Annotated in this window: 18 protein-coding genes; 13 read left to right on the top strand and 5 right to left on the bottom strand. The window is 54.7% G+C overall.

The genetic code is table 11. The annotated features are described in order from the left end of the window. Nucleotides 1-187 precede the first annotated feature (187 nt). Nucleotides 188-1,474, bottom strand: coding sequence for a citrate synthase (gltA, locus tag ACT3RQ_RS11305; protein ID WP_172117211.1), 1,287 nt, complete (start codon nucleotides 1,472-1,474; stop codon nucleotides 188-190). A 498-nt stretch (nucleotides 1,475-1,972) separates the two neighbouring features. Between gltA and sdhC the strand changes: the two genes are divergently transcribed. From sdhC to sucD, 9 genes are all read left to right on the top strand, one after another. Next, nucleotides 1,973-2,350 carry a succinate dehydrogenase, cytochrome b556 subunit gene (gene sdhC / locus ACT3RQ_RS11300; RefSeq protein ID WP_087106275.1) on the top strand — a complete coding sequence of 126 codons (378 nt, stop codon included), beginning with the start codon at nucleotides 1,973-1,975 and terminating at the stop codon, nucleotides 2,348-2,350. Continuing rightward, nucleotides 2,344-2,691, top strand: a complete 348-nt coding sequence (gene sdhD, locus ACT3RQ_RS11295; RefSeq protein WP_172117210.1) for a succinate dehydrogenase, hydrophobic membrane anchor protein — start codon at nucleotides 2,344-2,346, stop codon at nucleotides 2,689-2,691. Before sdhC ends, sdhD begins: the two co-directional genes overlap by 7 nt. Nucleotides 2,692-2,694: 3 nt before the next feature. Beyond that, on the top strand, nucleotides 2,695-4,467 hold the full coding sequence (sdhA, locus tag ACT3RQ_RS11290) for a succinate dehydrogenase flavoprotein subunit (protein ID WP_172117209.1): 1,773 nt from the start codon (nucleotides 2,695-2,697) through the stop codon (nucleotides 4,465-4,467). A gap of 27 nt (nucleotides 4,468-4,494) precedes the next feature. Then, on the top strand, nucleotides 4,495-5,205 hold the full coding sequence (locus ACT3RQ_RS11285; RefSeq protein WP_087106268.1) for a succinate dehydrogenase iron-sulfur subunit: 711 nt from the start codon (nucleotides 4,495-4,497) through the stop codon (nucleotides 5,203-5,205). Nucleotides 5,206-5,554: 349 nt separating this feature from the next. Next, nucleotides 5,555-8,389 carry a 2-oxoglutarate dehydrogenase E1 component gene (locus ACT3RQ_RS11280; RefSeq protein WP_444680508.1) on the top strand — a complete coding sequence of 945 codons (2,835 nt, stop codon included), beginning with the start codon at nucleotides 5,555-5,557 and terminating at the stop codon, nucleotides 8,387-8,389. Nucleotides 8,390-8,429: 40 nt separating this feature from the next. After that, nucleotides 8,430-10,010 carry a 2-oxoglutarate dehydrogenase complex dihydrolipoyllysine-residue succinyltransferase gene (odhB, locus tag ACT3RQ_RS11275; RefSeq protein WP_193054821.1) on the top strand — a complete coding sequence of 527 codons (1,581 nt, stop codon included), beginning with the start codon at nucleotides 8,430-8,432 and terminating at the stop codon, nucleotides 10,008-10,010. A gap of 127 nt (nucleotides 10,011-10,137) precedes the next feature. Next, a complete protein-coding gene (gene lpdA / locus ACT3RQ_RS11270; RefSeq protein ID WP_444680507.1) occupies nucleotides 10,138-11,577 on the top strand; it encodes a dihydrolipoyl dehydrogenase in 1,440 nt (479 codons plus the stop codon). Between the two features lie 142 nt (nucleotides 11,578-11,719). Next, the gene (sucC, locus tag ACT3RQ_RS11265) at nucleotides 11,720-12,886 is read left to right on the top strand and encodes an ADP-forming succinate--CoA ligase subunit beta (RefSeq protein ID WP_193054822.1); all 1,167 of its coding nucleotides are present in this window, start codon (nucleotides 11,720-11,722) and stop codon (nucleotides 12,884-12,886) included. After that, nucleotides 12,886-13,758: a succinate--CoA ligase subunit alpha gene (gene sucD, locus ACT3RQ_RS11260; RefSeq protein WP_172117205.1), complete on the top strand. Its 873-nt coding sequence runs from the start codon at nucleotides 12,886-12,888 to the stop codon at nucleotides 13,756-13,758. The genes sucC and sucD overlap by 1 nt, the downstream gene beginning before the upstream one ends. A gap of 77 nt (nucleotides 13,759-13,835) precedes the next feature. Here the strand turns inward: sucD and ACT3RQ_RS11255 are convergent, their stop codons facing one another. From ACT3RQ_RS11255 to ACT3RQ_RS11240, 4 genes are all read right to left on the bottom strand, one after another. Then, nucleotides 13,836-14,846, bottom strand: a complete 1,011-nt coding sequence (locus ACT3RQ_RS11255) for a lysylphosphatidylglycerol synthase transmembrane domain-containing protein (protein WP_444680506.1) — start codon at nucleotides 14,844-14,846, stop codon at nucleotides 13,836-13,838. A gap of 4 nt (nucleotides 14,847-14,850) precedes the next feature. After that, the gene (locus ACT3RQ_RS11250; RefSeq protein ID WP_444680505.1) at nucleotides 14,851-15,684 is read right to left on the bottom strand and encodes a DUF2334 domain-containing protein; all 834 of its coding nucleotides are present in this window, start codon (nucleotides 15,682-15,684) and stop codon (nucleotides 14,851-14,853) included. Beyond that, complete coding sequence (locus ACT3RQ_RS11245) at nucleotides 15,677-16,819, bottom strand: glycosyltransferase family 4 protein (protein ID WP_444680504.1); 1,143 nt, start codon at nucleotides 16,817-16,819, stop codon at nucleotides 15,677-15,679. The genes ACT3RQ_RS11250 and ACT3RQ_RS11245 overlap by 8 nt, the downstream gene beginning before the upstream one ends. Before the next feature lie 182 nt (nucleotides 16,820-17,001). Beyond that, nucleotides 17,002-18,939 carry an exoribonuclease II gene (locus ACT3RQ_RS11240; protein ID WP_192527849.1) on the bottom strand — a complete coding sequence of 646 codons (1,938 nt, stop codon included), beginning with the start codon at nucleotides 18,937-18,939 and terminating at the stop codon, nucleotides 17,002-17,004. Between the two features lie 174 nt (nucleotides 18,940-19,113). On the opposite strand from ACT3RQ_RS11240, the gene ACT3RQ_RS11235 reads away from it, so the two are divergent. The 4 genes from ACT3RQ_RS11235 to ACT3RQ_RS11220 all read left to right on the top strand — a co-directional run bounded on the left by ACT3RQ_RS11235 (nucleotide 19,114) and on the right by ACT3RQ_RS11220 (nucleotide 23,633). After that, on the top strand, nucleotides 19,114-19,911 hold the full coding sequence (locus ACT3RQ_RS11235; RefSeq protein WP_444628546.1) for an HAD family hydrolase: 798 nt from the start codon (nucleotides 19,114-19,116) through the stop codon (nucleotides 19,909-19,911). A gap of 129 nt (nucleotides 19,912-20,040) precedes the next feature. Next, on the top strand, nucleotides 20,041-20,766 hold the full coding sequence (locus ACT3RQ_RS11230; RefSeq protein ID WP_444680503.1) for a response regulator: 726 nt from the start codon (nucleotides 20,041-20,043) through the stop codon (nucleotides 20,764-20,766). An 80-nt stretch (nucleotides 20,767-20,846) separates the two neighbouring features. After that, on the top strand, nucleotides 20,847-22,262 hold the full coding sequence (locus tag ACT3RQ_RS11225) for an ATP-binding protein (protein ID WP_444680563.1): 1,416 nt from the start codon (nucleotides 20,847-20,849) through the stop codon (nucleotides 22,260-22,262). Between the two features lie 111 nt (nucleotides 22,263-22,373). Next, entirely contained in the window at nucleotides 22,374-23,633 is a 1,260-nt protein-coding gene (locus tag ACT3RQ_RS11220) for an ABC transporter substrate-binding protein (protein WP_193054827.1), read from the top strand. The last annotated feature ends 33 nt before the right edge of the window (nucleotides 23,634-23,666 follow it).

The following is a 23,666-nucleotide window of genomic DNA, read 5'->3' as shown; positions in this document are numbered from 1 at the left end:
GAGAGGCGTTGTTGGATGTCGTGCTAATGAGGTCAGAGTACGCGTCTAGCGCACGTATTCGAACGTGTTTAGAAGGGAGTGGCTTGCGGGAGTTGTTAGGCTTGGAGGGTGGTCATATACAAGCAGAGACGCTTAAACAAGGAAGGCCACCCGAGGGTGGCCTTCTTGAAGATTCAACCGTCGAAAATTATTTCGACGGGTAATCGCGTTGGTCATGGCCAGTGTAAAGCTGACGCGGACGACCAATTTTATAGCTTTCGCTCAACATTTCGTTCCAGTGGGAGATCCAGCCAATCGTGCGTGATACGGCAAAGATTACCGTGAACATATTGGTGGGGATGCCCATCGCTTTCAAAATGATGCCAGAGTAGAAGTCGACGTTCGGGTAAAGCTTGCGCTCGATGAAGTATTCGTCTTCCAGTGCAATTTGCTCTAGGCGTTTGGCAATTTTAAGCTGCGGGTCGTTCGCCATGCCCAGTTCGGCGAGTACTTCGTCGCAGGTCTCTTTCATTACCTTGGCGCGGGGGTCAAAGTTGCGATACACGCGGTGACCAAAGCCCATCAGCTTGAACGGGTCTTCCTTGTCTTTTGCCTTGTCAATGAAGCGTTGGATGTTCTCTTCAGAGTCGTCGCCAATCTCATCAAGCATCGCCAGTACGGCTTCGTTCGCGCCGCCGTGTGCCGGGCCCCATAGTGCCGCAATGCCAGCGCTAATGCAGGCAAAGGGGTTGGCGCCGGTCGAGCCTGCCAAGCGTACGGTAGAGGTGGAGGCATTCTGCTCATGGTCGGCATGCAGCATGAAAATGCGGTCCATCGCTTTCGCGTAAACCGGGTTGATCTTGTACTCTTCGCACGGGTTGCTGAACATCATGTAGAGGAAATTCTCTGCATAGCTCAGGTCGTTGCGCGGGTAATTAAACGGCTGGCCAACATTATACTTGTGCGACATGGCCGCCAGAGTCGGCATTTTGGCGATCAGGCGAATAGCACTAATAGTGCGGTCTTCTTCTTTAGTGATATCCATGTGGTCATGGTAGAACGCCGCAAGACCGCCTACGACGCCGCACATAATTGACATGGGGTGCGCGTCGCGGCGAAACCCTTTAAAGAAGTTGTTGATTTGGTCGTGCACCATCGTGTGATTGCGAATGCGTGCAGCGAAGTCCGTGTACTGCTCGTCGTTGGGCAGTTCACCAAAAAGCAGGGTATAGCTCAGTTCAACAAAGTTGGACTCTTTAGCCAGTTGGTCAATAGGGTAGCCGCGATGCAGCAGTACGCCTTTGCCGCCGTCAATATAGGTGATGGCAGATTGGCAAGAAGAGGTGGCCATAAAGCCAGGGTCGTAGGTGAACAGGCCTTCCGCACCTAAGCCGCGGACATCAATAACGTCTGGGCCAAGGGTGCCGGAGTACATGGGTAGTTCGATCGTTTTATCAAGACCGTCTACCGTCAATGTTGCTTTCCTGTCAGCCATGTTGGCCTCCTTTCGGATTCGGGTTGGGACGTAAAGTCATTGTTTCGCATGCCGCGCCGGCGAAAAGGTTTGCCCACTATAAGAGCGCGCGACATTTTGTCAATTATGCAAAGCGCTAGGCATGGGTGGTGCGTGTATGGTTATGCAAAATTATTATCTTAGACAATTTTTGTATATGGCAAATGATAGCTATAGTAACCAGGTGCCAGAGATTTGACGAATCCTTAACAGGCTTATCAAATTATCGTGACTCTGTCACTATATCGATGCTGCATTGCAAAATCGACTCGGCCGGGCTGCTTTTTTTGCAACATAATTGAGTTAGGTCCGAGTTCGGTTTGTCAGCAGGGGCGAAGGTTCTTATAATCCACGGCGCGCGACCGGCAGGTAGGTGGTCGTGCCCGACTTGGCAAACGGCCGAGCCCCTTCCAGCAACCACTGCCCGCTCGGGCTATGCCCGACCTGTCGCAGAGCGGGCCAAGAGAGTGTGTATAAGCCGTGAATAGCAAACGACCCGTAAATTTAGATCTAACAACGATACACTTCCCACTTCCGGCACTGACGTCGATTGCCCACCGTATTACGGGGGTTATTCTGTTCGTTGGCCTGGTGTTCGCTTTTTGGGCGTTGGGTAAGTCACTTTCATCTCCAGCAGGCTTTGATGCCGTTAGCAGCGCACTTGCCAATAATTTATTGGCCAAGTTCATTGCTTGGGGACTGCTTTCTGCGCTGGCGTTCCATTTTGTAGCAGGGATTAAACACCTGTTAATGGATGCCGATATTGGTGTGACACTAGAAGGTGGTGTGCAAAAAGCACAGATCACCGTTGTGGTGAGTGCCGTTCTAATTATTCTGGCAGGAGTTTGGGTATGGTAACCAACGTCACAAGTTTTGGCCGAAGCGGATTGTCTGATTGGCTGATGCAGCGTGTGTCTGCGGTGGTGCTGGCCGTTTACACGGTCTTTATGGTGGCCTATCTGTTGTTTAATCCAGACCTTGACTACTACACCTGGAGCGGCCTGTTTAACCAAACGTGGATGCGGATCTTCTCATTGCTGGCTTTTATATCCATTGCAGCACATGCCTGGATTGGCTTGTGGACCGTAACCACTGATTACCTTAAGTCCACTGGCCTGCGCGTAGGTGCCCAGACGCTGATTATTCTGGCTATCTTCGTGTACCTGGTTTGGGGCATTCAAATTCTGTGGGGAGCTTGATAAATGTCTAACCTTCGTAGCCTGACGTTTGACGCCATTATTATCGGTGGCGGTGGCGCTGGCCTGCGCGCTGCTTTAGAACTGGCGAAGTCCGGTAAACAAACAGCCGTCCTTTCCAAAGTCTTCCCGACACGCTCTCACACTGTCTCTGCCCAGGGCGGTATTACCTGCGCTATCGCGTCTTCTGATCCTAATGACGATTGGCGCTGGCACATGTACGACACTGTTAAAGGCGGCGACTATATCGCTGACCAGGACGCGTCGGAGTATATGTGCTCTGAAGGCCCGAAAGCTGTATTTGAACTTGAGCACATGGGCCTGCCGTTTTCGCGCTTTGATAACGGCCGCATCTATCAGCGTCCGTTCGGTGGCCAGTCCAAGAATTTCGGTGAAGGCGGCCAGGCGGCGCGTACTTGCGCGGCGGCAGACCGTACCGGTCACGCACTGCTGCACACGCTTTACCAGAACAACCTTAAGAACAATACAACGTTCTTGAATGAGTGGTACGCGGTTGATCTGGTGAAGAATGGCAACGGTGACGTGGTGGGTTGTATCGCCATGTGCATTGAAACTGGCGAAGTTGTTCACGTTAAATCCAAAGCCACTGTATTGGCGACTGGCGGTGCTGGCCGAATTTACGCCTCTACCACCAATGCCTTGATCAATACGGGTGACGGTATCGGTATGGCGTTGCGTGCGGGCTTCCCGATGCAGGATATGGAAATGTGGCAGTTCCACCCGACCGGTATTTACGGTGCGGGCACGCTGGTGACCGAAGGGTGCCGCGGGGAAGGTGGCTACCTGATCAATAAAGACGGCGAGCGCTTTATGGAGCGTTACGCGCCCAACGCGAAAGACCTGGCGGGTCGTGACGTTGTTGCGCGTTCCATGGTCATGGAAATTCTGGAAGGCCGCGGTTGTGGCGAGAAGGGTGATCACGTCTTCCTGAAGCTTGATCACCTGGGTGAAGAAGTGCTGAGCAAGCGTCTGCCGGGTATCGTTGAGCTTTCAAAGACCTTCGCCCATGTCGATCCAGCGAAAGACCCGATCCCGGTCGTGCCGACCTGCCACTATATGATGGGCGGTATTCCGACCAATATTCATGGTCAGGCGATTCTGCAGGACGAAAGCGGCAACGACCAGATCATCAACGGTCTGTTCGCCTGTGGTGAAGCAGCGTGCGTATCTGTTCACGGTGCTAACCGTCTGGGCGGAAACTCCTTGCTGGACCTGGTGGTGTTTGGCCGTGCCGCCGGTATGTTTATTGAAGGCGCGCTGAACGAAGGTATTGAGTACCTGGATGCCTCCGAGTCTGATATTGAATCAGCGATGAAGCGCATTACTCGTTGGAACGAGTCAGAAGGCGGTGAGAGCATTCCTGCGCTGAAAGCAGAGCTTCAGGACATCATGCAGAACTCTTTCGGTGTATTCCGTGAAGAGAAAAACATGCTGGAAGGCGTTGAGAAGCTTGCCAACCTGCGCAGCCGTATTGCCAATGCTCACCTGCCTGATAAGTCCAATGCTTTCAACACGGCCCGTGTAGAAGCGCTGGAACTTGATAACCTGATGGAAGTGGCCGAAGCGACGGCAATTGCCGCCCTTGAGCGTAAAGAGAGCCGCGGTGCCCATTCACGTTACGATTACCCAGACCGTGATGACGTCAACTGGCTGAAACACTCGCTCTACTTCCCGCTCACCAAAGAGCTGAAGCAGCGCGACGTCAACTTCAAGCCGAAAACTGTTGATACGTTCGAACCCAAGGTTCGTACCTACTAAACTCCGCATTGACGAGAGGGAGTTATAATGTCCAATCTTCAGGTATCCGTATACCGTTACAATCCGGAAACCGACTCCGCGCCCTATATGCAGGAGTTCCAGGTTGATACCAAAGGGCGCGATGTCATGGTGCTGGATGTTCTTCATATGATGAAAGAACAGGACAGTGGTCTGGCATTCCGTCGTAGCTGCCGCGAAGGCGTTTGCGGCTCTGATGGTATGAACATGAACGGCAAAAACGGCCTGGCGTGTATTACACCGCTGTCAGATGTTGTGAAAAACAACAAGCTGATCCTGCGCCCGCTGCCTGGTCTGCCGGTTATCCGCGATATGGTTGTGGATATGGGGATTTTCTATAAGCAGTACGAGCGTATTCAGCCGTACCTGCAAAATGAAACGCCAGCGCCCGCCATTGAGCGCCTGCAGTCGCCCGAAGACCGTGAAAAGTTGGATGGCCTGTACGAGTGCATCTTGTGTGCTTGCTGCTCTACGTCTTGCCCGTCGTTCTGGTGGAACCCGGACAAGTTCGTAGGACCTGCTGGCTTGCTGCAGTCTTACCGCTTCCTGGCGGATTCGCGCGATACCGCAACCCGCGAGCGTTTGACCAGCCTGGAAGATCCGTTCTCGGTGTTCCGCTGCCGCGGCATCATGAACTGCGTAGCGGTTTGCCCGAAAGGCTTAAATCCGACGCGGGCCATCGGTAAAATTCGCGAAATGCTGCTCGCAGATGCAACATAAACGCCTTGTGAGTCAATAAAAAGCGTTTGCCACGCAACAAGTCTCGTTTTACTACTTAAATCGTGGCGCTTCGCTTGTTATCATAGGGCTTGTCATAAGGTGCGGCGCGTCGCCGCACTTTATGAGCAGTCAAGTTTAAAAGCCGGTGCTGCGAGTACCGGCTTTTGAGCATGAGCTGAGCAAGAATAGCAGTTAAGAAATAGTAATTAAGAAATAGTAATTATGTAGGGCTTCCGACCGTTGGTCGGTGCCGCCGGTACATGTTCCGCCCCGCCGGCAGGGCAATAGCGATGTCGTTGTGTTTTGCAGCGATGCCGATACCACCCCATCAGTGTAGGGTGACCGAGAGATGCAACAAGGCATAATGGAGTTAATGTGGCGTTCCTCTCACGTTAGTGGTGGCAATGTCCACTACGTGGAAGCGCTTTACGAGCAGTACCTCGCCGATCCAGATGCTGTTTCTGACGAATGGCGTAGCTATTTTGACCAGCTACCGAGTTCCGAGGGCAGTGCCTCCCACGATGTTCCACTAAGCCCGACTCGTGATCAATTCTACCAGCTAGGTCGTGAAAGCCGCCCGGGCCGGGTAGTTGCCGCTGCCGATAGCGGTGAGAACAAAAAGCAGGTGAAAGTCCTGCAGTTGATCAATGCGTATCGCTTCCGTGGTCATCAAAAGGCTGATATCGATCCGCTTGGACTGCGTAATCCTACCCCCGTCCCTGACCTCGATTTATCATTCCATCAGTTGACCAAGGCTGATCTTGATACCGAGTTCCAGACCGGTTCGTTCTTCCTGGGTATTGATAAGGCACCACTGCGTGAGATCGTGGACGCGTTGGAGAAGACGTACTGTCGCTCCATCGGCTGTGAGTTCATGCATATCGTGGACACAGAAGAGAAACGCTGGCTACAACGGCGCTTCGAATCAGTGCGCAGTGCTCCCAAGTTTAGTGACGATGTTCGCAAGCATGTGCTCGAGCGTCTGACGGCTGCTGAAGGTTTGGAAACTTACCTGGCATCCAAATATCCGGGTACCAAACGCTTTGGTCTTGAAGGTGGTGAAGTCTTTGTACCTATGATGGACGAGCTTATCCAGCGTGCTGGCGGTTATGGTACGAAGGAAGTCGTTATCGGTATGGCGCACCGTGGTCGCCTCAACCTGTTGGTCAATATTCTGGGCAAAAACCCGGCTGACTTGATTGATGAGTTTGATGGTAAGAAGGTGATTGAGCGTGGTTCTGGCGATGTGAAGTATCACCAGGGCTTTAGCTCCAACGTCATGTCACCGGGCGGCGAAGTCCACCTGGCCATGTCGTTCAACCCCTCGCACCTGGAAATTGTCGCACCGGTTGTTGAAGGTTCCGTACGCGCGCGCCAAGACCGCCGCAAGGATCCTGTCGGGGACAAGGTGTTACCCATCAATATTCATGGTGATGCTGCCTTCGCGGGTCAGGGCGTCGTCATGGAGACATTCCAGATGTCTCAGACCCGGGCCTATAAGACCGGCGGCACGATTCACATCGTCATCAATAACCAGGTGGGCTTTACGACGTCCAACCCCATGGATGCTCGTTCGACCGAGTACTGTACCGACATTGCCAAGATGGTCCAGGCGCCCATCTTCCATGTGAATGGTGATGATCCTGACGCCGTTATCCATGCGACCCAAGTGGCGCTGGATTACCGTCAACAGTTCAAAAAAGACGTCGTTATTGATCTGGTCTGCTACCGTCGCCGTGGGCATAACGAAGCCGATGAGCCGTCCGGTACGCAGCCATTGATGTACGCCAAAATCAAGGATCATGCGTCGACGCGTACGGTTTACGTTAAGCGCTTGGTTGACCAGGGCGTTCTATCTGAAGATGACGCCAAAGCGATGATGGAAACGTATCGCGATGATCTGGTCGCGGGTAACCACGTTGCCAATGCACTGGTTCAGGAGCCCAATCAATCCCTGTTTGTGAACTGGGCGCCGTATCTGGGGCATGAGTGGACAGGCGATGCGGACACGTCTTTTGACATGAAGCGTCTTCAGCAGCTGGCTGCGAAAATGTGCGAGATTCCGGATGGGGTCGAAGTGCAGCGCCAGGTCGCCAAGATTTACGAAGACCGCCGCAAGATGCAGGCCGGTGGCATGGCCATGAACTGGGGCTTTGCTGAAACGCTGGCCTACGCCACGTTACTTGACCAAGGGCACCCGATCCGGATTACCGGTCAGGATGTGGGTCGTGGCACGTTCTCGCACCGTCACGCTGTGGTTCATAACCAGAAAAATGGCTCTACCTACGTGCCACTGCAAAACATGGCCGATGGTCAGCCGGTTTTCACCATTCACGACTCCTTCCTATCGGAAGAAGCTGTGTTGGCGTTTGAGTACGGTTACTCCACCACTGCGCCGAATGACCTGGTTATCTGGGAAGCCCAGTTTGGTGACTTCTTCAACGGTGCACAGGTGGTCGTTGATCAGTTCATCTCTTCTGGTGAGAGCAAGTGGGGCCGTTTATGTGGCCTAACGATGCTGCTACCCCATGGCTATGAAGGCCAGGGTCCAGAGCACTCGTCTGCGCGACTGGAACGTTTCCTGCAAATGTGTGCTGAGCACAACATGCAGGTCTGTGTACCGACGACACCTGCGCAGATTTATCACTTGCTGCGTCGTCAGGTGATTCGTCCGCTGCGCAAGCCGTTGATTGTTATGTCGCCCAAGTCGTTGCTGCGTCACAAGGAAGCGGTATCGAGCCTTGAAGATCTTGCTCACGGCAAATTCCAAATGGTGTTGCCGGATCAAGCGGATCTGGCCGCTGAAAACGTAACGCGTACGATTCTGTGCTCAGGCAAGGTCTACTATGACCTGGCCGCCTGGCGTGCAGAAAACGAGCGTAACGATACGGCGATCATTCGTCTTGAGCAGCTGTATCCCTTCCCGAAAGAAGAGCTTCTGGAAGTGCTCCAGGCGTATGGCAATGTGGAAGATATTGTCTGGTGTCAGGAAGAGCCGTTGAACCAGGGCGCTTGGTACTCCAGTCAGCACCACATGCGTACAGTGGCCGATATGCTTAAAGATGGCCTCGGACGCGAGTTGAAATTTGCAGGACGTCCTGCCTCTGCCGCGCCGGCAGCGGGCTATATGTCCGTCCATACTGAACAGCAGCGCCAGCTGGTGGAAGACGCTTTCAATCTGTAAAGCGCCCACCGGGTTTAGAGAACACCATAAGGGAAACGACATGGCTACCGAGATCAAAGCGCCAACCTTTCCGGAATCCGTTGCCGAAGGTACTGTGGCTACGTGGCATAAAAAGCCGGGTGACAGCGTCGAGCGTGACGAACTGATTGTTGAAATCGAAACCGACAAAGTGGTGCTGGAAGTGGTGGCACCTGAAGCGGGCACCCTGACTGACGTAATGGCCGAAGAGGGCGAAAGCGTCGCGTCTGAGCAGGTGCTTGGCAAAATCGGTGAAGGCAGCGCTTCAGGCGACAGCGGTAAAAAAGAAGAGCCATCTTCTGATGAGCCGAAAGCCGAGAAAGCTGATCAGCAAGACGAAAAGAAAGAAGAGAAAACAGAAGAGAAGAAAGCCAGCGGCGGCAAGCAGCATGATGTAAAAGCGCCGAGCTTCCCTGAGTCTATCCAGGAAGGCACCGTGGCGACTTGGCACAAAAAGGTCGGTGAAGCGGTTAAGCGCGATGAAGTACTGGCTGATATCGAAACCGATAAAGTCGTACTGGAAGTGGTTGCGCCTGCTGACGGTGCGCTGGCAGAAATTAAAGCCGAAGAGGGCAGCCAGGTAGAGTCCGAAGCAATTCTTGCGGTCTTCACCGAAGGTGGCGGTAGCGACGTAGCAACAGCGGCTGATAAAGAGCCAGCCGCCTCTGCTGACGATGGCGCCAGCGATGAGAAAATGGGCGACAAGATCGTCGCACCGGCGGCGCGCAAGCTGGTTGCCGAGCACGACCTTGACGTTGCCAAAATTGAAGGTACGGGCAAAGGCGGTCGCGTCCTGAAAGAAGACGTGCAAAAAGCCGTTAAAGATGGCTCCGCCAAGAAAGGTGCTGCCAAGTCTTCTGCGCCGAGCAACGCCGCAGCGGCCCCAGCGGCTGTTGAAGGCGAGCGTGTTGAAAAACGCGTGCCGATGACCCGCCTGCGTCAAACCATTGCCAAGCGTCTGGTACAAGCTCAGCAAACCGCGGCCATGCTGACTACGTATAACGAAGTGGACATGACTGAGATCATGGCCCTGCGTGCGCAGTACAAAGACACCTTCCTAAAAGCTCACGATATCAAGCTGGGCTTTATGGGCTTCTTTGTAAAAGCGGCAACTGAAGCTCTCAAACGCTTCCCGGATGTTAATGCCTCTATCGACGGCACCGACATCGTGTATCACGGTTACCAGGATATCGGTGTTGCGGTATCCACCGACCGTGGTCTGGTGGTCCCTGTACTGCGCGACACCGACAGCATGAAAATTGCTGATGTCGAAAGAACGATTGTTGATTTCGGTAAGCGTGGTCGTGACGGTAAGCTGGGCATGGACGACATGATCGGCGGCACCTTTACTATCACCAATGGTGGTACGTTCGGTTCTCTGATGTCGACGCCGATTATCAACCCGCCGCAAACGGCTATTCTGGGTATGCACAAAATCCAGGATCGTCCGATGGCTGTTAATGGCAAGGTTGAAATTCGCCCCATGATGTACCTGGCACTGTCATATGATCACCGTATGATTGATGGCAAAGACGCCGTACGTTTCCTGGTTACGCTTAAAGAATTGCTGGAAGACCCGGCACGTTTGCTGCTGGACGTCTAAGGTACGTAGACCACGTATCCTTGCGTATTGATATTTCGATACGCGCCACCCTTCTTATGCAGTCGCACACCGCTCTTCTCTCGGCAATGTAAAGACGAGAGAAGAGCACCGAGCTAAAGGAGCCAACATGGCTGACAAGTTTGATGTGATCGTTATCGGCGCCGGCCCTGGCGGTTACGTAGCTGCTATCCGCGCAGCGCAAATGGGCCTGAAAACAGCCTGTGTTGAAAAATGGGTTAACAAGGAAGGCAAGACTGTTCACGGCGGTACCTGCCTGAACGTCGGTTGTATTCCTTCCAAAGCGCTGCTGGAAACCTCACATAAGTTTGTTGAAGCACGTGATCACTTTGCTGAAGTTGGCATCGAGATTGACGCGCCGAAGGCTAACATTGCCAAAATGCTCGAGTTCAAAAACTCGGTCATTAACAAAAACGTGGGCGGCATCAGCGCACTGTTCAAGGCCAACGGTGTTACTTCGCTGGAAGGTAAAGGTAAAGTTACTTCGTCTACAGAAGTTGAAGTAACCGACCACGATGGCAATGCCACGACCTACACGACTGACAACATCGTTATCGCCGCAGGCTCCGTGCCGGTTGAAATTCCGCCGACGCCGCTGACCGACGACCTGATTGTGACGTCTACAGGCGCACTTGAGTTTACCGAAGTACCCAAGCGTCTGGGTGTGATCGGTGCTGGTGTTATCGGCTTGGAGCTGGGCAGCGTTTGGAAGCGTTTAGGTTCTGACGTGACCGTTCTTGAAGCCATGGACAGCTTTTTGCCGATGGTTGACGGCGCGATTGCCAAAGAGACCCAGAAGCTGCTCAAGAAACAGGGTCTGGACATCAAACTGGGCGCACGCGTGACCGGTTCTGAAGTCAAGGACAACGAAGTCGTCGTTAAGTACACCGACGGTGACGGCGAACAGGAAATGACCTTCGACAAACTGATTGTTTGTGTGGGTCGTCGTCCTTATACGCAAGGCGTGATTGCCGACGGCGTAGGCGTTGAGCTTGACGAGCGTGGCTTTATCTTCGTTGATGACCAGTGCCGTACCAATGTCCCGAGCGTTTATGCAATCGGTGACTGTGTACGTGGTCCAATGCTTGCTCATAAAGCGTCTGAAGAAGGCGTTATGGTCGCTGACATTATCGCTGGCCATAAAGCTGAAATGAATTACGACGCCATCCCCAGCGTTATCTACACCTCGCCTGAAGTCGCGTGGGTAGGTATAACCGAGCAAGATGCCAAAGCGAAAGGCATCGAAGTCAAAACCGGCTCTTTCCCGTTCTCTGCCAACGGTCGTGCGCTTGCCAACAATGCGCCTGAAGGTATGGCCAAGATTATTGCCGATGCCGAAACAGACCGCATTCTGGGTATGCACATCGTCAGTCAGCACGCGGGTGAGCTGATTGCCCAAGGCGTTATCGCGATGGAATTTGGTTCCAGCGCTGAAGATCTAGCGTTGACCTGCTATGCCCACCCGAGCACTTCTGAAGCTATTCATGAAGCGGCTCTCGCGGTGGAAGGCCATGCAATCCACATGGCTAATCGTAAAAAGCGCAAATAAGTTCAGCGGTAACTACCAGGCGCCACCATTAGGTGGCGCATCACTTTCGGGCATGTTGTAAAATAGCGCGCGAAAGTACGGGGACAGCCCGTTTTTAAAACGGGTTGTCGTTCGAGTCACATGCAACCAATGGCATGAATCGATGAACCTTCACGAGTATCAAGGCAAACAGCTGTTTGCTGATTATGGTCTACCAGTGTCTAAAGGCTTTGCCGTGGACACTCCCGAAGAAGCAGTAGAAGCCTGCAAAAAGATCGGCGGCGACATGTGGGTAGTTAAAGCCCAGGTGCACGCAGGTGGCCGTGGTAAAGCGGGTGGCGTTAAGTTGATCAAAGATCCGGCTGAAGCGAAGGCGTTTGCCGAGCAGTGGCTGGGCAAAAACCTGGTAACCTTTCAGACTGACGAGCAAGGTCAGCCGGTTGCCAAGATTCTGGTAGAGACCTGCACTGATATCGCCGATGAGCTTTACCTCGGTGCCGTTGTCGATCGTACTACCCGTCGCGTGGTCTTCATGGCCTCGACTGAAGGTGGTGTTGAAATCGAGACGGTTGCTGAAGAGACGCCGGAAAAGATTCTTAAAGCCGAAATTGATCCGCTGGTTGGCGCACAGCCGTACCAGGCGCGTGAGTTGGCCTTTGCTCTGGGCCTGAAAGGCGACCAGGTCAAACAGTTCACCAAGATCTTCCTGGGCCTATCCAAGTTGTTCCACGACAAGGATCTGGCGCTTTTAGAGATCAACCCGTTGGTTATCACTGACGAAGGCAACCTGCACTGCCTCGACGCCAAACTGGGCCTCGACAGCAATGCGTTGTACCGTCACCCGGACCTGCAGGCCATGCGCGATCCTTCCCAGGAAGATCAGCGTGAAGCCGATGCAGCGAAGTGGGAACTGAACTACGTCGCACTCGACGGTAACATTGGTTGCATGGTAAACGGCGCAGGCCTGGCCATGGGCACCATGGACATCGTTAACCTGAGTGGCGGCAAGCCGGCTAACTTCCTGGACGTTGGCGGCGGCGCGACCAAAGAGCGCGTAGCAGAAGCGTTCAAGATCATCCTGTCTGACGACAACGTGAAAGCCGTTCTGGTTAACATCTTCGGCGGTATCGTACGTTGCGACATGATTGCTGAAGGCATTATCGGTGCCGTTGAGCAAGTGGGTGTCAACGTGCCGGTCGTGGTTCGCCTGGAAGGTAACAATGCCGAGTTGGGTGCTGAGAAACTGGCGTCCAGCGGTCTGAACATCATCGCTGCTACCAGTCTGACCGATGCGGCTCAGCAGGTTGTTAAAGCGGCGGAGGGCAAGTAATGAGTATCCTGATCGATAAGAACACCAAGGTCATCTGCCAGGGTTTCACCGGTGGCCAGGGCACGTTCCACTCCGAGCAGGCGATTGCCTATGGCACGCAAATGGTCGGTGGTGTTACGCCGGGCAAAGGCGGCCAGGAGCATTTGGGCCTGCCAGTTTTCAACACCGTTAAAGAAGCGGTCGAGAAAACAGGCGCGGAAGCCAGCGTTATCTACGTACCGGCTCCGTTCTGCAAAGACTCAATCCTTGAAGCTGCTAACGCTGGCATCAAGCTGATCGTTTGCATCACCGAAGGTATCGCTACGCTTGATATGCTCGACGCAAAAGTAAAATGCGACGAGTTGGGCGTGCGTCTGATTGGCCCGAACTGCCCGGGTGTTATCACGCCGGGTGAGTGCAAAATCGGTATCATGCCGGGTCACATCCACCAGCCGGGCCGTGTGGGTATCGTTTCCCGCTCTGGTACGCTGACTTACGAAGCCGTTAAGCAGACCACTGACCACGGTTTCGGTCAGTCTACCTGTGTCGGTATCGGTGGCGACCCGATTCCGGGTTCCAACTTCATCGACATTTTGGAAATGTTCGAGAAGGATCCGAAAACCGAAGCGATCGTCATGATCGGCGAAATCGGTGGTACGGCTGAAGAAGAAGCAGCCGCCTACATCAAGGATCACGTTTCCAAGCCAGTGGTTTCTTACATTGCCGGTGTTACTGCACCTCCTGGCAAGCGTATGGGCCACGCTGGCGCCATCATTTCTGGTGGTAAAGGCACGGCTGACGAGAAGTTTGCTGCTCTGGAAGACGCCGGTGTTAAAACCGTTCGTTCTTTGGCAGAAATCGGCGACGCACTGAAAGAAGTGACGGGCTGGTAAGCTGGCAAGCGGATCAAAAAGGGGTGCCGTTTGGCACCCCTTTTTTGTGTCTTCAAGTTGACTGCACTGCCGTCATTTTAACCCTCGACCTCACGCTTGCGCCCTTCAAGAATTTTTCTGAGTAGCGGGCGTCCTGCCATCAGCATAAATACCGGTGCCCCAGCGATTAGATAAAAATAGTAGGTGACGGCACGCCAGATCAAGATGGCGGCTGCCGCACTGCTTTGACCCACTATAGGGGCCAGCAGGGCCGACGAGGAGAGCTCTGCACCCCCGGCACCGCCGGGCAGCAGGGTCAGTTGGCCTGCCGCCATGGAGAGCATCTGCACCAGGAAGGTCCATGCCCAGTCCAGATGTTGCCCAAGGCCGTACAGCGTGACGTAGAGAATGCTGTAGCGCACGATCCAGTGCACGATCCCGAATCCGAAGGCCAAGGCCAGCGCGGAGCGCGGCAACTGAAGGGTTTCGGTAAAGGCCTGCTTGAAGAGCAGGATGCGGCGCACCATGGCATGCTGAAACCGTGCACTGACACGCATTCGAGACAGTAGGCGGCCGGTCACAATTAGTACGCGGCGATGATAGCGGCTTATGAGAACGACGCCGAGCAGTGCCAGGCACAAGAGTGCCATGGGTACCACCAACATCCATCCTAGCCGGGCATCAATGGAGCGCGTGATGACATAAATCATCATCGCGATCATTGAACAGAGAAAAAACAGCAGGTCAATGATTTGGTCTACAGCAAAAATGGCAGTGGTCTGCGCGGGTCGTACGCCACGTCGCGTGAGAAGGGCGATCAGTGTCAATGGCCCACCGCTTCCCCCTGGCGTGGCGCAAATGGCGAATTCAGTAGCCATTACCGTACCGGTAGCACGCATCAGGCCCATGTTGCCGGCGCGTCCCGCCAGTAGAACACGCAGCTTGGCACCGTTAAGCAGCCAGCAGACCAATATCATGCACAGCATCAGCGCAAACAGACTTGGTGGAAACCCGGCAAGTAAATGAATAAGGTCAGTGCCACCCAGTAATAGGGGGATGGCCATAACAGCGATGAGACCTGCGGTCAGCAGCCAGAGTGTTCTTTGCATGCGTTTAATTATTCAGGGGTGGGTTTGGCGCTGGGCGAGCGTTTTCAAGGCGGGTACCCATACGTGATGATAAGGTGCCAGTCTGATTGTGCTGACTGCAATGGCGCTGTAACCAACTGATCTTGGTGGTGGGCCGATAGCCTTCTTCTAACAGGCGCCGAATCGTCGTCAGCCAGTAGCGCCTTGAAATAGCATGGCGCATATCCACGGGGTGTAACCCCAGGCGAATCAGTGGCGCTTGGCGATGACGACGCCTGGCCCGCTCATTAACGACCCAGGACATACCGCGCCGCCAGCGGCTGCGTGCGCTCCACACTAGCGAGGGCGCCTTAATCGGTGTGTAGTCTGGCAGAAAGTACAGCTGGCCGGGGTCGCTGGTATAGGTAAACCCTTGGGTTTTCAGTGCCTGCCGGGCGCCTTCGCCTAAAAGCCAGGCGGGCGCAACGAATCCCTCCAGTGGCCAGTCTTGAGCACGAAAAAGTTCGACGCCACGCTGTAAACGTTCAAGCGCATCAGCGTAGCTGAGCGGGTAAAACTCACCTTCATAGGTATAAAGCCGTCGCATGAAGTAATCGCGCGGCGTGCGGGGGGCGGGCGCATCATCGCAGTGATAGAAACCATGTAACGCCAGTTCGTCTCCGCGCTCCCTGCGCTGATGCAGAAGCCGCAGCATGTCGGTGTCTTTAAAGGTGTTACTGCGATGATGAAAGTCGGGCACGACAAGCCAGGTCATGGGGATTTTTCCCATGCTATCGACCTCCTCGACAAAGGCGCGATAGTCCGGCCAGGTGATGGGGGCAATGTCATGGAGTACCAGTGCAAATTCCCTGTTAGCCATGCTGTGCGCTCACCGTTGCCGTATGACTAATGCCGAGAAGTTCGCGATAGTGCTGCATAACCCCCTGCACGACGATATCCCAGTCATGGTGGCGTTCTACATGTGCGCGCGCGCGACGGCCCATGGCTTTTGCATCGTTTTCAAAAAGCGCCTGAATGCTGCGCGCCATATCTTCACTGTCCAGTGGTCGACACAGCATTCCGCACTCTTCGGGAACGTTTTCGGTCAGCGCACCGGCGCGGGCTGCCACTACCGGAATGCCACAAGCCATGGCTTCCAGCACAATCAGCCCGAAGGTTTCCTGGGTGCCCGCATGCAACAACGCATCGCTACTGGCGAAATAACGTGCAATCTCGGCGGTCGGGCAAAAATGATTGATGACTGTTACGTTGTCGGGAACCTGAGTCGGCATTGAGGAGCCGATCATCAGTAAATGATAGCGCTGTGTGGATGTGCCGCTCTTCAGGCGGCGCATGGTCTCCAGCAGGATCGACAGGTTTTTTTCCTGCGAGCCACGCCCGGCAAAAACCAGCAGGCGTGTGTCGTCATCAAGCCCCAGCTCGACCCTGACCTGCTCATCGCGAAGTTCAGGACGAAAGGTGGTGAGATCTACGCCCAGCGGCTGAACGCGAACCTCCTTAATACCCAGCCCTTCGAGTCGCTCTGCCATCACACGGCTCGGAGCGAGGACGCGATCATAATGATCATAAAGCCGCGAGATGTAGCCGTTGATCAGCGAACGTGACCAGTCCCCTAGCCGATTGCTGATCATGGTGGGCAGGTCGGAGTGGTAAAAAGCTATCAGCGGGATATCGAGCTCACGGGCGCTTGCGATGGCCGCCCAGCCGACGGTATACGGGTCGCCGGCTTCGATCAGGTCCGGACGCACCTCATTAAGCGCTCGCCGCCAGGGACGCCTTGTCAATGGGAAGCGATAGCCATTGCTGAAAGGCAGTGGGGTTGCGGGCACATCAACACGGTGATCTTGGGCTATATACACATGGCGCTCGCCAGGCACCAGCAGGGTATGGCGAGCATCGGCCAAGGCGTTCAAGCGATGACGCTTGGCATCAAGATAGGTACGTACGCCGCCACTGGAGGGCGCATAAAACATGGTCATGTCGGCAATATGCACTACGCCGATACCTCCTCGAACCACTGATAGTTGAGCGGGCGACTTATGATTGCAAACGCAGGGGGCCGCAGGCGCCCCCTGTATAATGTGTCATTTTGATGACCGCTGAGGCAAGCGGCAACAGACTATTGCCTGTCACATTGCCGAGGTCATAAGCCCGCCCATATGGGCGGGCAGGCACTTTAGGCGGGGCGTGCCACCAGCGAACGGGTCTCTTCACGCGCTTCTACCAGCGCAACACGCAGGCTATCGCCCAGTTTATAGCGCTCTTCACCCTCGATCTGAATGCGTCCCTCTTTATCATCGATAGCCACTTTGTCGCGGTCGCTATGCATCAAGGGAGCTGGAACAAACGCGGTAGCGCCATTCTCAATCAGGCGTACGCGCATACCGCCACGGTTAATCGCCATAATGTCGGCTTCAAACGTGTCCTGGTTCTGCGCCGCAGGCGTTAAGAAGCGCACGTAGAGCCAGTCTTTCACATCACGCTCGGCCATCCGGTTTAGGCGGCGGCGCTCGGTGAGCTGCTCGGTTAACGCTTGGCTTGCTTCTGCCGGGGCCTGTTCGCTTTTCAGTACGCGTTTGATCAAACGGTGATTGACCATATCGCCATACTTACGAATCGGCGATGTCCAGGTCGCGTAAGCAGCCAAGCCAAGGCCAAAGTGCGGGCCGGGCTGAGCAGACATGCTGGTAAAGCCCTGGAAACGACGCAGACGGGCATCCAGCCAAGCGTCATCGCGGCTCTCAAGCGCGCGCTTAAGCTCTTTGTAGTGATCCAGTTCCGTTAACGCTTCACGCTCAACGGTAATCTCCTGGCTTGCCAGGAACTCTTGCGCCGCCTCGGCTTTTTCGGGCTCAAAGGCACGATGCACGTTAAAGATACCGTGGCCGATGTGGCTTGCCAGGAAGTCCGCGCAGCAGGCGTTGGCCGCAATCATCGACTCTTCAATCATGCGGTTGGCGATACGCCGGTCTTCGGTATTGATCGCCAGCACATTGCCTGCCGCGTCAAGCTCAAAAACGTAATCGGGACGATCTTTAAAGACCAGTGCGTGCTCGTTGCGCCAGGCGGTACGTGCTTCGGTGAGTTCTTGCAGCGCAGTAAGCTGCTCGGCGATGTTATCTTCGGGTGCCCAATCGCCTTGACCGTCAATCCAGTCAGAAACGCGGTCATACACGAGCCTGGCATGCGATTTAACGTTCGCCGCGAAGAAGCGGTAGTCACCCAGGCTGCCGTCGGCATTGATAACCAACGTGCAAGCGAGTGTCGGGCGCTCTTGGCCTTCCCGTAGCGAGCACAGGTCATCGGCCAACTGTTCCGGCAGCATGGTCACGTTTTGGCCCGGCAGGTACACGGTGAAGGCGCGGGTACGTGCTTCCAGGTCAGCGGCATGCCCCTCTTCTACATAGGCAGTGGGGTCCGCAATCGCGACGCTTAGCTGCCAGCCGCCCTCTGCGCGTTTGCTTACGTGTAGCGCATCATCCATATCGCGGGTTTTTTCACCGTCGATAGTGAAGAAGGGCTGCTCGGTAAGGTCTTCGCGGGTCAGGCCTTCTTCGTGTAATGGCCATTCGGTGCCCGCATCGGGGCAGTCCTGTTCCAGCGCGTGACGGGCAAGTGTGACGCGCCATGGCACCGCAGGGTCGTCCGACTTGGCGACCAACTCATCAATTTGGGCAAAAAAGCCGCGGTCATTCTCTTTAAGCGGATGGCGAACCAGGCGGGCAACCACCCAGTCACCATCGGCAATGCTGGCTTCATCCAGGCTGTTTTTGATACGTGACTTGATCACATTACGAATAGAGGGGTGATCAGGGACGACGGCCAAACGATCTTCGCGCTTTTGAACACGCGCCACAAAGCGGTCAAGACCGGCTTCAATCAGCTTTTCAGGCTCAACCGATTTCTTGTCACCGTTTTCGTGAATCACCGCTTCTACGCGGTCACCGTGAATCACCTGCTTCATCGCGGGAGGCGGCACGAAGTAGGATTCACCGTTATCGGTTTCGAGAAAGCCAAAGCCTTTCTCGGTGGCTTTAATCACCCCTTCAGCGCGCGGGGTGGTATCACGAATTTGTTGCTTGAGCTGAGCAAGCATAGAATTATTCTGAAGCATGAGATCAATCAGTTGGCGAGAGTAGCTTGCCACTATACGGATTCCCAGGGGCTGCGCCAATTATCCGCCGTGGAAGTTGATGTTAGTTAGATAGTATCTTAGATAGTATCAAGGTGTTACATAGCCCGAGGAGGATCGGTTAAGCTGATGTTTCATTAATGGAGAGCGCACGTTATGACACCACGGCTGATTGTTTCTGATCTTGATGGCACCCTATTGGGGCGCGACCATCGCTTGCACGAAGATACCATTGAGGTCTTAAGAACGTTGGTCAACCAGGGGCATCTTTTGGTGCTTGCATCAGGACGCCACTACGCCGATATGCGTGTTTTTAGAGATCAGCTCAATGTTCCCATCCATTTAATCAGCAGTAACGGTGCCTATACACACGACCCTAACGATCAATTGCTGGCGGCCTACCATGTCGGGTCCCCTCAGGCTGCCGCGTTGATTAAATTGCCGCGCCCGGACGGTGTACGGTTAAGCCTTTACCTGGACGATGCCTGGTACATAGATGCTGAGTCGCCCAGCCATTTGGAAATGCATGCAGCCACGGGCTTTGTCTACCAGGTGGTGCCACCGGAGAAGATGCCTACCGAGGGGATAGGTAAGGTGCTTTACGGCGGGCGCCCCGATGCGCTGTTAAAGGTCGAAACCGCCATCCGCGAAATTAATGATGGCTCGCTTCACGTGACCTATTCAACCAGCGATTCGTTAGAGATTATGGCGGGAGGCGTCAATAAGGGAGTAGCTTTGTCGGCGCTGCTCAAGCGCCTCTCGGTTGCACCTGAAGACTGCCTTGCTTTTGGCGACAACCTCAACGACGTTGAGATGCTAAGCCTGGTGGGCGAGCCGCACTTCATGATTAACTCACACCCAGAAATGGCCGGCAGGCTAAACGCCGCGCGGCAGATAGGCCACCACGGCGAGGCGGCCGTCGCTGTGCTGTTACGCGAGCGATTTGCACTCTGAAAGCGACATTAAAAAGAAGATTCGTTAGCGTCAGTCCCATCATTAGTCGAAGGGGGCTTGAGATACCCGGTCCCCTCGACCATCATCATGGCCCCAGAACGACAACAACGTAGGGCCAAAGCCGCTGCAATGACGACACCCGCTGCTACCTTGATTGTGGTCGATGACGATCCGGAAATTCGTGAGCTGCTTGCTGATTATCTGGGTCGCCACGGTTATCGTGTTTTCACCGCCGATGGTGCCGAAGCGCTGCATGCTCTGCGCTTGGAGTGTTCTCCCGACTTGCTGATTGTCGATTTAATGTTGCCCGGCGAAGACGGGTTTACCATCTGCCGTGATGTGAGAAAACATAGCGATGTGCCGATTATTATGCTCACGGCCAGTGCTGATGAGACAGATCGAATTCTCGGCCTGGAGTTAGGTGCTGATGACTACCTGAGCAAGCCATTTAACCCCCGCGAGCTGTTAGCGCGCATTAAAGCAGTATTGCGGCGTACGCGCAGTGATGCGGCGCCTATTCCCACAGGGCAAGCGCGTTGGGTGGGGTTTGGTCAGTGGCAGCTGGATCGCATGACGCGAGAGCTGATTGACGAGAAGGGTGAGCGTACCTCGCTCTCAGGTGCCGATTTTCAGCTACTTCAAGTGTTTCTGGAACACCCTGCCACGGTGCTCTCGCGGGATGATCTCTATGCGCTGACCCGGGGGAGAGACGCGCCGCCGTTTGATCGCTCCATTGATGTTCACGTTTGTCGGCTTCGCCAACGGTTGGGCGAAGATGCTCAGCATTCGCAACTGATCCGCACGGTGCGCGGGGCGGGCTATGTGTTAACCGCCCAGGTAGATGCATTAACGTGAAAGCGACAGGATGGAGAGGCATTAGACGTAGGCTGGCCCGCTGGCTGCCTGCTTCTCTGCGTGGGCGTTTTGTCATTATCATGATCGCTGGGGGGCTGGTGGCTCAAGGCGCCAGCTATGCGCTTTGGAGTTCTCAAGTACGATCCAGCCATTTGGCTCAGCTTGATGAGCTGTCCACCAACATGGCCTTTAGCATCGCCTCCACCATGCGGTTCTTCCGCTCGCTACCCGTTGAATACCGCCATATTGTGCTGGATCAGTTACGCAATATGGGCGGAACGCGGTTTTTTGTGAGCGTTAACGAGCGCCGACTCATGGTCAACGATATTGGCTCGGGGCTGGAAAAAGAAGTTGTCGTTAACAACGTACGTTCGGTGCTCACTCGAGAGCTTAATATTGACGATGTCGTCGTCGAATTTTCGCGTCCGGAAAATCTGCGCGTACTCAATAACGAGGTGCTTCTTTATGACCTGCCGCCCCGTTGGGGGCAGCACAGCCTGATGATGGAGCCGCTATCGCCGCCCATTTTAGTTGTACAGTTAGAGCTTTCACCCGGCACCTGGCTTTACGTTGCCACGCTCCTGGGCGTGCCCGATATTTTTAGCGGCTATCGCTGGCTTTCTGAAGAGCGTTTGCTGGTAGGGCTTTTGGTACTGCTGAGCGTGTTGGCGCTTTCGTTACTGGGCATTACCAGCGTGACCCGGCCGCTGGCACGGCTTTCACGCGCGGCCAGGCAGTTGGGAGATGACCTTGATATTCCCCCCTTAAAGGAGAGCGGCCCCAAAGAGGTGGCGGCCACTGCCATTGCGTTTAATCGAATGCAGCGACGCATACGCGAGCAGATTGAGGAGCGCGAGCGGCTGTTCTCCGCTATTTCTCATGACCTAAAAACACCGATTACCCGTATGCGCCTGCGTGCCGAGATGCTGGATGACACGCTCCAGCGCGAGCGTTTTTGTGCCTCTCTGGACGAATTGGATAGTTTGGTAAAAGGCGCGCTGGCATCGGTAAAAGGGCTGGATCTGCATGAAGAACCGGTGACTATGTCCCTAGAGCAACTGCTTGAAGAACTGGCCGAGGCGCTTAGCTTGCAAGGGGGGGATGTCAAGATTGAGCGCCAGAGTGCCGTCAACATCGCGCCGATTGTTGCCAAGCCTCTAGCGCTAAAGCGTTGCCTGGCCAATTTGCTTGAGAACGCGATTTTTTATGGTAAGCAGGCGGATATCTATCTGGTTGATGAGGAGGAAAGCGTCACCTTGCAGATACGCGATTACGGACCGGGCATTCCTGAAAAGCAGTTAGAACGCGTGTTTTCGCCCTTTGTAAGGCTGGAACCTTCTCGCAGCCGCCATACCGGCGGTAGCGGCCTGGGGTTAGGCATTGCCAAGCATATCGCCCGGGCACACGGTGGCAATATTCAGCTTGCCAACCATGCCGAACAAGGCCTAATCGTGACCCTTACGCTACCGCGCCAAGAAACTATTACGGGTTTGTAATAAACCTCCAACACTATGCAGCACTCGGTAACTCACGTTGCTGCTTTTCCTGGAGTAACCTTCTAAAGGCCGAACGTCCGAGAGGACAATAACAATATCAGGAGCGACGCAATGCCGATGTTTAAGAAAACCACCCTCGCACTCGCCTTAGCCGGGGCGACACTTGCCGCGACAGCTCACGCTGATGACGTCGAAGTACTTCACTGGTGGACCTCCGGCGGTGAAGCCCGCGCTGCCAACGTGCTTAAAGAGCTGATGGAAGCGGAAGGTTACGGCTGGCAGGACTTTGCTGTCGCCGGGGGCGGTGGTGAAACGGCGATGACCGTGCTCAAGTCGCGTGCCATGTCTGGCAATCCTCCTTCAGCGGCTCAAATCAAGGGGCCTGAAATCCAGGAGTGGGGCGAGCTGGGTCTGTTAGGTAATCTTGATGATGTCGCAGACGCCGAAGGCTGGAATGAACTGCTGCCTGAGGTTGTCGCCAATATCATGCGCTATGACGGTCAGTATGTGGCGGTACCTGCTAACGTCCACCGGGTGAACTGGCTATGGGCCAACCCTGAAGTACTGGACGCCGCTGGGGTTGAAATGCCAACGACCCTGGATGAGCTGTTTGTCGCGGGAGAAGCCATTCGCGAAGCGGGCTTTGTGCCGCTGGCGCACGGTGGCCAAGCCTGGCAAGACGCTACGGTATTTGAAAGCGTGTTATTAGGTGGTCAAGGCAGTGAGTTTTACCAAGCGGCGTTGGTGGATTTAGATCCGGAAGCGCTGGGTGGCGATCAAATGATCGAGTCGCTGGAAGACTTCAAGCGTCTGCGTGAGCTAATGGACGAAGGTATGCCTGGGCGTGACTGGAACATTGCCACTGCGATGGTGATTGAAGGCGTGGCAGGCATGCAGTTGATGGGTGACTGGGCCAAAGGTGAGTTTACCGCGGCGGGACTGACAGCCGGAGAAGAGTATCTGTGTGCAGCGGCACCCGGCACGGAAGACGCATTTACCTTCAACATTGATAGTCTGGCCATGTTCCGGGTAACGGATGACGGCGAGCGTGAGGCGCAACAGGCATTGGCACGTTTGGTACTTGAACCTACTTTCCAGGAAGCCTTCAACCTGGCGAAAGGCTCAATTCCAGCGCGTCCTGACCTGGATATGAATGAATTCGACAGCTGTGCCCAGCAGTCGCTGGCCGACTTTCAGCGCACCGCTGAAGAGGGCGGTTTAGTGCCTAGTATGGCGCACGGCATGGCCGTTCGCGCGGATGTACAAGGGGCTATTTTTGACGTCGTAACTAACTACTTCAATAGTGCTGATATGACCGCCGAAGAAGCCGCTGAACGTATGGTGAGCGCAGCGCAAGCGGCCTCGTTCTAACGCGCTTTTCGCTTGGCTTGGTTTAGCCTGACT

It is taken from the genome of Halomonas sp. AOP43-D1-4 (assembly GCF_052446175.1).
GTDB lineage: Bacteria > Pseudomonadota > Gammaproteobacteria > Pseudomonadales > Halomonadaceae > Vreelandella > Vreelandella citrativorans.
The sequence above is the reverse complement of the archived record's forward strand: the minus strand, read 5'-3'. Positions and strand labels throughout refer to the sequence as shown.